General features: G+C 62.6%; 12 protein-coding genes. 9 read left to right on the top strand and 3 right to left on the bottom strand.

What is annotated here, in order from left to right; all coding sequences use genetic code 11:
* Nucleotides 1-2: 2 nt before the first annotated feature.
* Nucleotides 3-377 (bottom strand): hydroxyisourate hydrolase, encoded by a 375-nt coding sequence (gene uraH, locus NL532_RS01420; protein WP_023694734.1) that lies wholly within the window; start codon nucleotides 375-377, stop codon nucleotides 3-5.
* A gap of 184 nt (nucleotides 378-561) precedes the next feature.
* Between uraH and puuE the strand changes: the two genes are divergently transcribed.
* From puuE to NL532_RS01400, 4 genes are read left to right on the top strand one after another with little or no spacing between them, the layout of a single operon-like run.
* Complete coding sequence (puuE, locus tag NL532_RS01415; protein ID WP_023755799.1) at nucleotides 562-1,980, top strand: allantoinase PuuE; 1,419 nt, start codon at nucleotides 562-564, stop codon at nucleotides 1,978-1,980.
* Between the two features lie 32 nt (nucleotides 1,981-2,012).
* Nucleotides 2,013-2,870 (top strand): bifunctional allantoicase/(S)-ureidoglycine aminohydrolase, encoded by an 858-nt coding sequence (locus NL532_RS01410; RefSeq protein ID WP_460221660.1) that lies wholly within the window; start codon nucleotides 2,013-2,015, stop codon nucleotides 2,868-2,870.
* On the top strand, nucleotides 2,867-3,367 hold the full coding sequence (locus tag NL532_RS01405; RefSeq protein ID WP_023755801.1) for an ureidoglycolate lyase: 501 nt from the start codon (nucleotides 2,867-2,869) through the stop codon (nucleotides 3,365-3,367). The genes NL532_RS01410 and NL532_RS01405 overlap by 4 nt, the downstream gene beginning before the upstream one ends.
* 3 nt (nucleotides 3,368-3,370) lie before the next feature.
* Nucleotides 3,371-3,964 carry a nucleoside deaminase gene (locus tag NL532_RS01400; RefSeq protein ID WP_023671383.1) on the top strand — a complete coding sequence of 198 codons (594 nt, stop codon included), beginning with the start codon at nucleotides 3,371-3,373 and terminating at the stop codon, nucleotides 3,962-3,964.
* A 10-nt stretch (nucleotides 3,965-3,974) separates the two neighbouring features.
* Here NL532_RS01400 and NL532_RS01395 read toward each other — a convergent pair whose 3' ends face one another.
* The gene (locus NL532_RS01395) at nucleotides 3,975-4,286 is read right to left on the bottom strand and encodes a BrnA antitoxin family protein (RefSeq protein ID WP_023755802.1); all 312 of its coding nucleotides are present in this window, start codon (nucleotides 4,284-4,286) and stop codon (nucleotides 3,975-3,977) included.
* Nucleotides 4,273-4,527 (bottom strand): BrnT family toxin, encoded by a 255-nt coding sequence (locus tag NL532_RS01390; protein WP_023755803.1) that lies wholly within the window; start codon nucleotides 4,525-4,527, stop codon nucleotides 4,273-4,275. Before NL532_RS01390 ends, NL532_RS01395 begins: the two co-directional genes overlap by 14 nt.
* 182 nt (nucleotides 4,528-4,709) lie before the next feature.
* Here NL532_RS01390 and NL532_RS01385 point away from each other — a divergent pair, with 182 nt between their 5' ends.
* From NL532_RS01385 to NL532_RS01365, 5 genes are all read left to right on the top strand, one after another.
* Nucleotides 4,710-6,695, top strand: coding sequence for a CocE/NonD family hydrolase (locus NL532_RS01385; protein WP_023755804.1), 1,986 nt, complete (start codon nucleotides 4,710-4,712; stop codon nucleotides 6,693-6,695).
* Between the two features lie 154 nt (nucleotides 6,696-6,849).
* Nucleotides 6,850-8,436 (top strand): ABC transporter substrate-binding protein, encoded by a 1,587-nt coding sequence (locus NL532_RS01380; protein ID WP_023755805.1) that lies wholly within the window; start codon nucleotides 6,850-6,852, stop codon nucleotides 8,434-8,436.
* A gap of 16 nt (nucleotides 8,437-8,452) precedes the next feature.
* Nucleotides 8,453-9,412 (top strand): ABC transporter permease, encoded by a 960-nt coding sequence (locus NL532_RS01375; protein ID WP_023671388.1) that lies wholly within the window; start codon nucleotides 8,453-8,455, stop codon nucleotides 9,410-9,412.
* A 9-nt stretch (nucleotides 9,413-9,421) separates the two neighbouring features.
* The gene (locus tag NL532_RS01370; protein WP_023671389.1) at nucleotides 9,422-10,246 is read left to right on the top strand and encodes an ABC transporter permease; all 825 of its coding nucleotides are present in this window, start codon (nucleotides 9,422-9,424) and stop codon (nucleotides 10,244-10,246) included.
* Nucleotides 10,246-11,901 (top strand): ABC transporter ATP-binding protein, encoded by a 1,656-nt coding sequence (locus NL532_RS01365; protein ID WP_023694741.1) that lies wholly within the window; start codon nucleotides 10,246-10,248, stop codon nucleotides 11,899-11,901. Before NL532_RS01370 ends, NL532_RS01365 begins: the two co-directional genes overlap by 1 nt.
* Nucleotides 11,902-11,958 lie beyond the last annotated feature (57 nt).

Below are 11,958 nucleotides of genomic sequence, written 5' to 3'. Positions count from 1 at the left end.
CGTCAGCTCCCCCTGTAGGTCGAGTAGCCATAAGGAGAGATAAGCAACGGCACGTGATAATGGACGGATTCCGCCATGCCGAAGCGGATCGGCACACTGTCGAGGAAGGCCGGTTCCGGCAGTTTGGTGCCCTGGCCGCGTAGATAGTCACCGGCGGCGAACACCAGTTCGTATTCGCCAAGGCGGAATTCCGCTCCTGCCAGCAGCGGCGCATCGCAGCGGCCGTCGGCATTTGTGACGACGGTCTTCAAATGTATCCGCGCGTCGCTCTCAAGATGATAAAGCGCGATCGACAGGCCCGCCGCCGGCTTGCCGGTCGCAGTGTCGAGCACATGCGTCGTCAGACGTCCGCCATCGGCTTTCGACGTTTCTGCCACTGGCGCCTCCCATTTCCGATACAGCCGAACAAAGCAGTGAATTGTGCGCCAATTAAAGGCGATGCATAAGGCCCGGTCGAGCGGAGTGGCACAAAAACACTTTCAAAAATTTCGGGGGAATGCGCGAGCAACCCTTTCGACTATCCTGATCACAACTTCCGGCAGCGTCCGGCGGGGAGGGGCAATGCGTTACTCTAGAGACATGCGCGGCTACGGAGCCAATCCGCCGGATCCGAAATGGCCGGGCGGTGCGCATGTGGCCGTCCAATTCGTCGTCAACTACGAGGAAGGCGGCGAGAACTGCGTGCTGCACGGCGACAAGGCCTCGGAAGCCTTCCTGTCGGAAATCGTCGGCGCCGCGCCCTGGGTCGGCCAGCGCCACTGGAACATGGAATCGATCTACGAATATGGCGCGCGGGCAGGCTTCTGGCGGCTGCTGCGCCTGTTCAGCGAGGCGCAAGTGCCGGTGACCTGCTACGGGGTCGCCTCAGCATTAGCCCGGTCGCCCGACCAGGTTGCGGCGATGCAGGAGGCCGGCTGGGAAATGGCCTCGCACGGGCTGAAATGGATCGACTACCGCGACCACAGCGCCGAGGACGAGCGCCGCGACCTCGAAGCGGCGATCAAGCTGCACTACGAGGTGACGGGCCAACGGCCGACCGGCTGGTACACCGGCCGCACCTCGGTCAATACGGTGCGGTTGGTGGCCGAAGAGGGCGGCTTCGACTATGTGTCGGACACTTATGACGACGAACTGCCCTACTGGTTCGAGCACAGCGGCGGCGCGCAACTCGTCATCCCCTACACGCTCGATGCCAACGACATGCGTTTCGCCACGCCGCAGGGATTCAATTCCGGCGACCAGTTCTTCGCCTATTTGAAGGACAGTTTCGACACGCTCTATGCCGAGGGCAAAGCGGGCCGGCCGCGGATGATGAATATCGGCCTGCATTGCCGCCTCGTCGGACGTCCCGGGCGGGTGGCGGCGCTGAAGCGCTTCGTCGACTATGTCAGATCGCACGACAAGGTCTGGCTGGCACGGCGCATCGATATCGCCAGGCACTGGCAGGAGAACCACCCTTACCAGCCGGCGGCGCTCAAGCCGTCGAAGATGGCGTTCGAGACCTTCGTCGACACTTTCGGCGGCGTGTTCGAACATTCGCCCTGGATCGCCGAACGTGCCTATGAGCTGGAGCTTGGGCCGGCGCATGACAGCGCCGGCGGCCTGCACAATGCGCTCTGCCGCGTCTTCCGCGCCGCCAGCGAAACCGAGCGGATCGGCGTCCTCAACGCCCATCCCGATCTCGCTGGCAAACTGGCCGAAGCGAGACGCCTCACTGCGGAATCCACACGCGAGCAGGCCTCCGCCGGCCTCGACGCGCTGACCGACAAGGAGCGCGAGCTGTTTTCCAAGCTCAACGCCGCCTACGTCACCACCTTCGGCTTTCCCTTCATCATCGCGGTGCGGGGCAAGACCAAGGAGGAGATCCTCGCCGAGTTCGAGGCGCGCATCGGCAACAGCCGTGGCGTAGAACTCGATACCGCCTGCAAACAGGTCGAGCGCATCGCGCTGCTCCGCCTGAAAGACATGCTCCCGCTCTAATGAAATGACTGAGGGGTCAGGACCCAATGGATATGATCAAGACTGACCAGAAAACCTATTATGCACCGCATGGGGGCCATCCCGGCCAAAATGAGCTTTTGACCGGCCGCGCCGTCTTCACCGAGGCCTATGCCGTCATACCGAAGGGAGTGATGCAGGACATCGTCACCAGCCCCCTGCCGTTCTGGGACGAGACCAGGGCCTGGATCATCGCCAGGCCGCTGTCGGGTTTCGCCGAGACATTTTCGCAGTACATCATCGAGGTCCTGCCCGGCGGCGGCAGCGACCGGCCCGAGCCGGACGCCGGCGCCGAGGGCGTGCTGTTCGTGGTTGAGGGCGAGTTGACCGTTTCGCTGGCCGGCAAGAAGCACGTGCTGCAAGCCGGCGGTTTTGCCTTCCTGCCGCCGGACAGCGGCTGGACGGTGCGCAACGAAGGTCGCGACGCCGTACGCTTCCACTGGATCAGGAAGGCCTATGAGGCCGTCGACGGCATCGACGCGCCGGAAGTCCTGTTCAGCAGTGACCAGCAAATGGCGCCGACGCCGATGCCCGGCACCGAGGGTCGCTGGGCGACGACCCGTTTCGTCGATCCAGCCGACATGCGCCACGACATGCATGTCACCATCGTTACGCTCGAGCCTGGCGCCGTCATCCCGTTTGCCGAGACGCATGTCATGGAGCACGGGCTCTATGTCTTGGAAGGCAAGGCGGTCTACCGCCTCAACCAGGACTGGGTCGAGGTCGAGGCCGGCGACTTCATGTGGCTGCGCGCCTTCTGCCCGCAGGCCTGCTACGCGGGCGGCCCAGGCAAATTCCGCTATCTCCTTTACAAGGACGTCAACCGGCACGCCAAGCTCGGCGGGGCGGGCATTGGCGGTCGCGCGCGGTGACCCGCATCACAGCGCGGCCGCTGACCCGCGAAAGCTTTGCCGGCTTCGGCGATGTCATCGACATGGGCGGCGGCAATCACTACCCGATCAATGGCGGCAAGACCGAGCGCTACCACAATCTCGCCACCGCTGAAGCCGCGGGACCGAATGCCCGCGTGCTGATCTCGATGGCGCGCGGCACGCCTTACGACCTGCCGCTGAAGCTGACCATGGTCGAGCGCCATCCCTTAGGCAGCCAGGCGTTCATCCCGCTGTCACCGCGGCCTTTCCTGGTCGTCGTCTGCCATGACGGCAAGGACGGTCCGCGCGAGCCGCATGCCTTCATCACCGCACCGGGGCAAGGCGTCAACTATCCGCGCAATCTCTGGCACGGCGTGCTGACACCACTCGGTGAAGCGCAGGATTTCGTCATCGTCGACCGCGGCGGTGACGGCTCCAACCTCCAAGAGTTCCATTTCTCGCACCCCTACGAAATCCATCTCCCCAACGAGACCTGAGAAATGACCGACATATCGCTGATCGACCGCCTGCTCGATGTCATCGAGCACGACATCGTGCCGAAAACGGCAGAGGGCGTGGCCCATGGGAACAAGCTGTTCGGCGCCGCCATCCTGCGGAAGGGCGACCGCTCGCTGGTGCTGGCCGAAACCAACAACGAGATGGAAAATCCGCTCTGGCATGGCGAGGTGCACTGCCTGAAGCGTTTCTATGAAATGCCGAAAGCCGAGCGCGTCGACACCAAGGACGCCATCTTCATCGCCACGCATGAGCCCTGCTCGCTCTGCCTGTCGGCGATCACCTGGACCGGCTTCGACAATTTCTACTACCTCTTCAGCCACGAGGATTCACGCGACAGCTTTGCGATCCCGCACGATCTGAAAATCCTGAAAGAGGTCTTCACTCTTGATCCCGGCGGCTACAATGCCGAGAACGCTTATTGGAAGAGTTTTTCCATTCGCAGGCTGGTGCGGGCGCTGCCCGAGGCCGAGCGCGGCCGGCTTGAGGCAAGGATCGGCAATATTTCCACCCGCTACGACGAACTGTCCGGCGCTTATCAGGCGCGCAAGTCCGAAAACGACATTCCGCTGAACTGACGCGGATTGCCTAGCCTACCTTCGCGTTTTTCAGCACCTCGTTGATCCTGGCCTGCCAGCCCTTGCCGGTCGCCTTGAATTTACTGATGACATCCTGATCCAGACGGATGGACACGACTTGCTTAGGCTTCTCCACGGCTGGCCGGCCACGAGCACGCCTTATGCTCTCGAAAAGTTCTGGAAACACTTCCGCGAAAGGCCTGGCTTGCGCCAACTGTTCGTCTGTCGTCTCCGCATCGTCGGGATCATCAACAATTTGTCTTTGAATTTCCACTTCCTCCGCATCGGTAAGCGGTCGAACACGCGATTTATGATTGTTCATATACTGACCTTTCCTTTCGGCTGGCACGGCGCATCGAGATCACCGAAATCGCCTCCGAACCAAGCGGCTTGAAAATCACGGCCAGGATGATCTCTCCGAATTCGCCAATCGCCTTGAACCGGTCGGCCTTGGCTGGAAAGACGGTTGAAGTCGCAAAAAACTCAATATCGAGTTCGGCAAAATCGAGACCCCGGCTGTCCAGGTTCGTCACGCGCTTTGGCTCGTCCCAAACGATTTTCAGGCGAAACCATCCTCATCACGTTGGGTTCAGTTAATAAATGTAATACATTAATTATAATCCTGCAACATCAGGGCAAAACAATCGGGCTACATATCGTGGCGTCGTCGCGGCGACACCGGCCGTCGCCCGTTTGACTTCATGACATGCCCGCTTCATGCGTCACTGACATCCTGGAGCATCGCATGAAAACCATCACCGAATTTCCCCGCAAGGTCGTCGAATTCCCCGATATGGGCATCGTCATGCCGGATGGTTGCCGGCTGTCGGCGCGGGTTTGGATGCCGGAGGACGCCAGCAGCGATCCGGTGCCGGCGATCCTCGAGCACCTGCCCTACCGCAAGCGCGACGGCACCATCTTTCGCGATCAGCTGACGCATCCCTATTTCGCCGGCCACGGCTACGCCTCGATCCGCGTCGACATGCGCGGCAATGGCGATTCCGAAGGGCTGATGGACGACGAATATTCCGAGCAGGAATTGCAGGACGCCTGTGATGTGATCGCCTGGGCGGCCAGCCAGCCCTGGTGCAATGGCAGCGTCGGCATGATGGGCATTTCCTGGGGCGGCTTCAACTGCCTGCAGGTGGCGGCCAAGCAGCCGCCGGCGCTGAAAGCGGTGATCAGCCTGTGCTCGACCGTCGACCGCTACGCCGACGACATCCACTACAAGGGCGGCTGCCTTTTGACCGAGAATTTCGGCTGGGCCTCGACCATGCTCTCCTACTCATCGCGTCCGCCGGATCCGCTGATCGCCGGCGACAACAGATGGCGCGACCTCTGGCTGACGCGGCTGGAGAACCAGTCTTTTCTGCTGCCGCTCTGGCTCAGCCACCAGCATCGTGACGCCTACTGGAAACGCGGTTCGATCTGCGAGGATTTCTCCGCCGTCAAAGCCGCCGTGCTGTCGATCGGCGGCTGGCATGACGGTTATCGCAACACGATCTCGCATCTGGTCACCAACATCCAGGCGCCGGTGAAGGGCATTGTCGGGCCATGGATCCACAAATACCCGCATTATGCCGAACCCAAACCCGCCATCGGCTTCCTGCAGGAGGCGTTGCGCTGGTGGGACAACTGGTTGAAGGGCGTCGACACCGGCGTCGAGGCCGACCCGGACTACCGCGCCTATGTCATGGACAGTGTGCGGCCGGCGCGCTGGCACCCGGAGCGGCCGGGCCGTTGGGTGGCCGAACAGGAATGGCCGTCTCCCAACATCAAGGTCGGGGCGATCGAACTCATTGCTGACGGAGTCAGGCCGGCGATCGTGGCGACCCCGCAAAGCTGCGGGCTCGCCGGCGGCGAATATTTTCCCTTCACCTTTGGCCCGGAACTGCCCGGCGACCAGCGCCCGGACGATGCGCTGTCCGTCTGCTTCGATCAGCCTGTGCTTGCCGAGGCACTCGACATCGTCGGCGCGCCGGAGCTTCTCATCCGGGTGTCGTCCGATCGCCCGCAGGCGAACATCGCGGTGCGGCTGTGCGACGTGCACCCCGACGGCGCCTCGGAACTTATCTCCTACGGCGTGCTCAACCTGACGCATCGTGCTTCGCACGAACAGCCGCAAGCGCTGGTGCCGGGCGAAACGGTTTCGGCGCGCGTTATTCTCGACCAGTGCGCCTACCGCGTGCCGGCCGGACACCGCCTGCGCATCGCTGTTTCCAACGCTTACTGGCCGATGATCTGGCCGTCGCCGGAGCCGGTGCGGCTAGACCTTTCAGCGGCGACGCTGAGGCTGCCGCTGCGCCCGCTCGCAAAAGCCGACGAGACCTCGTTCCAGTCTCCCGAAGGCGCAACACCCTGGGCAACCGCGACAGTTCGTGCAGCGAATTCCGAGCGTCACGTCGATCGGGATGAGAAGACCGGCATCGTCACGCTGTCGATCACGGATGATTTCGGAGAAGTGCGCGATCTCGCGCATGGACTGGCCAATGGCAGCATTGCCCGCGAGAGCTGGACGATCCACCCCGACGAGCCGCTGTCTGCCTCGGGCCGCACGCACTGGACGCAGACCTTGTCGCGAAACGGATGGTCGGTGCGCACCGAGACGTCGGCTGAAATGCGCTGCGATGCGCAAAACTTCATCGTCAGCGCCAGAATCGAAGCCTATGAGGGCGAAACGCTGGTTTTCGAACGCGATTTCGAAGAGACGATCCCGCGCGACCTGCTCTGAGCGTCCACGCGACTGGTCCAGTTGCGACGCACGATTTACGCCACGGCATGTCGCATTCCGTCTTGCTTACCGCTTTGCCTTCCGGTCAATATCCCTTTGGTAACAACAAGCAAAAAACGACCATAAGGTCGAACCAACAGAGTGAGGAACTCAAATGTCCAACGAACTCGAATATCTGAGCCGGCGCGTTGCGTCCGGCAAGCTGAGCCGTCGTGATTTCCTCGGCCGCGCCGCAGCACTCGGCGCCACAGCGCCCTTCGCCAATATGCTGCTTTCCAGTGCGGCTCGCGCGGAAGGCCCGGTCAAGGGCGGCACGCTGAAGGCCGGCCTCGTCGGCGGCGAATCCACGAACAGCCTGGACCCGGCTTTGTTCATGACGCAAGTGCCGTTCGCTTTTGGCAAGATGTGGGGCGAACTGATCGTCGAGCTGTCTCCGGAAGGCAAGCTCGAGAACCGCATCGCCGAAGAGATCGGCTCGTCGGACGACGCCAAGGTGTGGACGCTGAAAATCCGCGACGGCGTCGAATTCCACAACGGCAAGACGGTGACCGCTGAGGATGTGGCGGCAACGCTCGAGCGCCATTCTGATGAAAAGTCGAAGTCCGGCGCGCTGGGCTACATGAAGGGCATCGACAGCATCAAGGCCAGTGGCAAGGAAGTCGTCCTGACGCTGAAGGAGGCCAACGCCGACCTTCCCTATCTCCTCAGCGACTACCACCTCATCGTCCAGCCCAACGGCGGCAAGGACAAGGCGGATGCCGGCATCTCGGCAGGACCCTACAAGGTCACTACCAACGAGCCCGGCGTGCGCCATGGCGGCGAGCGCTTCGCCAATTACTGGCAGGCCGACAAGATGGGCCATGCCGACCAGATCGAGATCATCGTCATCAACGACGCGACCGCGCGCACGGCGGCCCTGCAGGGCGGCCAGGTTAACATGATCAACCGCGTCGAGCCGAAGATCGTCGACCTCATCAAGCGCGTACCGGGCGTCACCATCCGCAACCATGCCGGCCCCGGCCACTACGTCTTCATCATGCATTGCAACACCGCGCCCTTCGACAACAGCGACCTGCGCATGGCGCTGAAGCTCGCGATCGACCGCGAAGAGATGCTGAACAAGGTGCTGCGCGGCTACGGCTCGCTCGGCAACGACTTCCCGATCAATTCGTCCTATCCGCTGTTTTCCGAGATCGAGCAGCGCAAATATGATCCCGACAAGGCCAAGTTCCACTACAAGAAGTCGGGCCATGACGGCACCGTGCTGCTGCGCACCTCCGACGTCGCCTTCCCGGGCGCGGTCGACGCCTCGCAGCTCTTCCAGCAGAGCGCGGCCAAGGCCGGCATCAAGATCGAGCTCAAGCGCGAGCCCGGCGACGGCTACTGGAACGAGGTCTGGAACAAGCAGCCCTTCTGCGCCTCCTATTGGGGCGGCCGCTCGACCCAGGACCAGATGTACTCGACCGCCTATCTGTCGACCGCCGACTGGAACGACACCCGTTTCAAGCGTCCGGACTTCGACAAGCTGGTGCTGGCCGCACGCGCCGAACTCGACGAGACCAAGCGCAAGCAGATGTACCACGACATGGCCGTGCTGGTGCGCGACGAGGGCGGCCTGATCCTGCCGATGTTCAATCAGTTCATCGATGCGACAGGCGCCAAGGTCGGCGGCTGGGTAGACGATCCGCATCAGGAGCTGATGAACGGCTACGCGCTGGCGAAGTGCTGGCTCGAAGCCTGAGCCCGGCTTTGCGGATATGTCCTCACCCGTCGTGAAACTTGTGGCCCAGCGCGTTGCGCTGGGCATCGTCCTCTTGCTGGCCGTTTCGGTCCTGATCTTCGCCGGCACCCAGATCCTGCCCGGCGACGTCGCGCAAGCCATTCTCGGACAGTCGGCGACGCCGGAATCGCTCGCCAATCTGCGCGAGCAGCTCGGCCTGAATCAGCCGGCTTACATCAGGTATTTCCATTGGCTAGGCGGTGTGCTCACCGGCGATCTTGGCACGGCGATGTCGAGCGGCCAGGATATTGCCACGTCGATCAAGGGGCGGCTGTGGAACACGCTGTTCCTCGCCTTCTGGGCTGCGATCGTGGCCGTGCCGCTGGCCATCATCCTCGGCCTGATCGCCGTGCGTTACCGCAATGGCTGGGTCGACAAGCTGATCTCCGGCCTGGCGCTCGCCTCGACATCTTTCCCGGAATTCTTCATCGGCTATGTGCTCGTCTATTTCTTTGCCGTGAAGTATCAATGGTTCCCGGCCATTTCCACGGTCTATGACGGCATGCCGTTCGGTGAGCGCATGCAGGCGATCGCGTTGCCAGCCACCGCGCTGACGCTGGTTGTGCTGGCGCATATGATGCGTATGACCCGCGCGGCCATCCTCAACGTCATGCAGTCGGCCTATGTCGAGACGGCAGAACTGAAAGGCCTGTCGGCCTTCAACGTCATCCGCAAGCATGCTTTCCCCAATGCCATAGCGCCGATCATCAACGTCGTCATGCTCAACCTCGCCTACCTCATCGTCGGCGTCGTCGTGGTCGAGGTGATCTTCGTCTATCCCGGCATGGGACAATATCTGGTCGACCACGTCACCAAGCGCGACGTGCCGGTGGTGCAGGCGGTCGGCCTGGTCTTCGCCGCCGTTTATATCAGCCTGAACATCATTGCGGACATCGGGGCGATCGTCGCCAATCCGCGCCTCAGACATCCGAAATAGGCGGCGGGCATGCTCGACATCAAACGCATCCCCATCCCCGCGCTGATCGGCATCGTGCTGACGGCTATGTTCGTGTTGGCGGCAGTTTTCGCACCGTTGATCGCACCGTACGGCAATGCCGAAATCGTCGGCGATGTCTGGGAACCGATGACGGCGGCACATTTGCTGGGCACCGACAATCTCGGTCGCGATCTTCTGTCGCGCATGATCTACGGCGCTCGCATCACGCTGTTCATCGCGGTGCTGGCCACCGCGCTGTCATTCTCGCTCGGCGCCATCCTCGGCTTTTCGGCGGCGGTGTTCGGCGGCTGGTTCGACACGCTTCTGTCGCGCCTTGTCGATCTGCTGATGTCGATCCCGACCCTGATCATGGCGCTCGTCGTGCTTTCGGTGCTGCCGACCAATCTGGTGACGCTGATCCTGGTGATGGGCGTCCTCGACTCGACCCGCGTCTACCGGCTGTCGCGCGCGGTGGCCGTCGACATCAACGTCATGGACTATGTCGAGGCCGCCAAGCTGCGGGGCGAAGGCAGCGGCTGGATCATCTTCCGCGAGATCCTGCCCAACGCGCTTTCGCCGCTGGTCTCGGAACTTGGCCTGCGCTTCATCTACGCGGTGCTGTTCTTGTCGACGCTCTCCTTTCTCGGGCTTGGCGTGCAACCGCCGGATGCCGACTGGGGCGGCATGGTCAAGGAGAACAAGGACGGCATCGTCTTCGGTATCGGGGCGGCACTCATTCCCGCCGCGGCGATCGCGGCACTGGCGATTTCGGTCAATCTGGTCGCCGACTGGGTGCTCAACCGCACGACAAGCCTGAAGGGAGGACGCGGGTGATGGCTGACACAAAAGCAAAGCCCGGCCTGCTGCTCGATATCCGCAATCTGCGCATCGAAGCGACAGTGTTTCCGCCCGGCGAGGCGCCGAAGAACATCGTTTTGGTCCACGATGTCTCGCTGACGCTGGAAAAGGGCAAGGTGCTCGGCCTGATCGGCGAGTCCGGCGCCGGCAAGTCGACCATCGGCCTGTCGTCGATGGGCTATGGCCGTGGCGGCGTGCGCATCACCGGCGGAGAGGTGCTGCTCAACGGCCGCGATATCCTCAAGGGCGGCAAGGAAGGTTTCCGCAAATTGCGCGGCCGCGAGGTCTGCTATGTCGCGCAGTCGGCGGCCGCGGCCTTCAATCCGGCGCACAAGCTGATGGACCAGGTGGTGGAAGCAACGCTGCTGCACGGCACGGCGACACGCGCCGAGGCCGAGAAACGTGCCGTGGCGTTGTTCAAGAAGCTCAGCCTGCCAAACCCCGAAATCATCGGCGAACGGTTCCCGCACCAGGTCTCCGGCGGTCAGTTGCAGCGGGTGATGACGGCTATGGCGCTGTGTTCGGAACCCGACCTGATCGTCTTCGACGAGCCGACCACGGCGCTCGACGTGACGACGCAGATCGACGTGCTGGCGGCGATCAAGGACGCCATCCGCGACACCCATGTCGCGGCGCTCTACATTACCCACGATCTTGCCGTCGTCGCCCAGGTCTCGGACGAGATCATGGTGCTGCGCCATGGCAGGCTGGTCGAATGGGGCGGCACTCGCCAGATCATCAAGGAGCCGCGCCAGGAATACACCAATGCGCTGGTCTCGGTGCATGAGATCGAGCATGCCGAGCAGAAGCCCGGCGCCGCGCCGTTCCTGTCGGTCAAGAACGTCACCGCCGCTTACGGCGGCAGCCACGTCAAGGTGCTGAAGAACGTCTCGGTCGACATCTTTCCGGGACAGACGCTGGCTGTCGTCGGTGAATCCGGCTCCGGCAAGTCGACGCTGGCGCGCGCCATCACCGGGCTGTTGCCGCCGGAAGAAGGCACCGTCACCTTCGACGGCAGGCCGCTCGCCAACAGGCTTGCCGACCGGCCGAAGGAGGATCTGCGGCAATTGCAGATGATCTACCAGATGGCCGACGTGGCGATGAACCCGCGCCAGACCGTCGGCACCATCATCGGCCGGCCGCTGGAATTCTACTTCGGCATACGCGGTCGCGAGCGCGACAAGCGCGTCGCCGAACTGCTCGACGAGATCGAGATGGGCAAGGGCTTTCTCGATCGTTATCCGGCCGAACTCTCCGGCGGCCAGAAACAGCGCGTCTGTATCGCCCGCTCGCTCGCTGCCAAGCCCAAGCTGATCATCTGCGACGAGGTGACATCGGCGCTCGACCCGCTGGTGGCCAACGGCATTCTCAAGCTGCTGCTCAACCTGCAGCAGCACGAGAAGGTCGCCTACCTCTTCATCACCCACGATCTGGCGACGGTGAAGTCGATCGCCGATTCGATCGCGGTGATGTACCGCGGCGAGGTGGTGCGCTACGGCGCCAAGAGCAAGGTGCTGACGCCGCCCTTCGACGCCTATACCGACCTGCTGCTGTCGTCCGTTCCCGAGATGGAGATCGGCTGGCTGGAAAAGGCGATCAAGGGACGGCGCATGGCGAGCGCGGGGAATTAGTAGGGAATTCGCGGCCTTTGTCGCGAAAACTTCCTTCAACGGCAAAAGCTTTCCGGA

Source organism: Mesorhizobium sp. C120A, from assembly GCF_030323105.1.
Taxonomy (GTDB): Bacteria; Pseudomonadota; Alphaproteobacteria; order Rhizobiales; family Rhizobiaceae; genus Mesorhizobium.
Note: the sequence above shows the minus strand (reverse complement) of the source record. Positions and strands in the feature narration are given on the sequence as shown.

Excerpts from the sequence above, each read along its gene's own strand:
- puuE (WP_023755799.1), top strand. The coding sequence starts at position 562 with ATGCGTTACTCTAGAGACATGCGCGGCTACGGAGCCAATCCGCCGGAT.
- NL532_RS01410 (WP_460221660.1), top strand. The coding sequence starts at position 2,013 with ATGATCAAGACTGACCAGAAAACCTATTATGCACCGCATGGGGGCCAT.
- NL532_RS01400 (WP_023671383.1), top strand. The coding sequence starts at position 3,371 with ATGACCGACATATCGCTGATCGACCGCCTGCTCGATGTCATCGAGCAC.
- NL532_RS01395 (WP_023755802.1), bottom strand. The coding sequence starts at position 4,286 with ATGAACAATCATAAATCGCGTGTTCGACCGCTTACCGATGCGGAGGAA.
- NL532_RS01385 (WP_023755804.1), top strand. The coding sequence starts at position 4,710 with ATGAAAACCATCACCGAATTTCCCCGCAAGGTCGTCGAATTCCCCGAT.
- NL532_RS01380 (WP_023755805.1), top strand. The coding sequence starts at position 6,850 with ATGTCCAACGAACTCGAATATCTGAGCCGGCGCGTTGCGTCCGGCAAG.
- NL532_RS01375 (WP_023671388.1), top strand. The coding sequence starts at position 8,453 with ATGTCCTCACCCGTCGTGAAACTTGTGGCCCAGCGCGTTGCGCTGGGC.
- NL532_RS01370 (WP_023671389.1), top strand. The coding sequence starts at position 9,422 with ATGCTCGACATCAAACGCATCCCCATCCCCGCGCTGATCGGCATCGTG.
- NL532_RS01365 (WP_023694741.1), top strand. The coding sequence starts at position 10,246 with ATGGCTGACACAAAAGCAAAGCCCGGCCTGCTGCTCGATATCCGCAAT.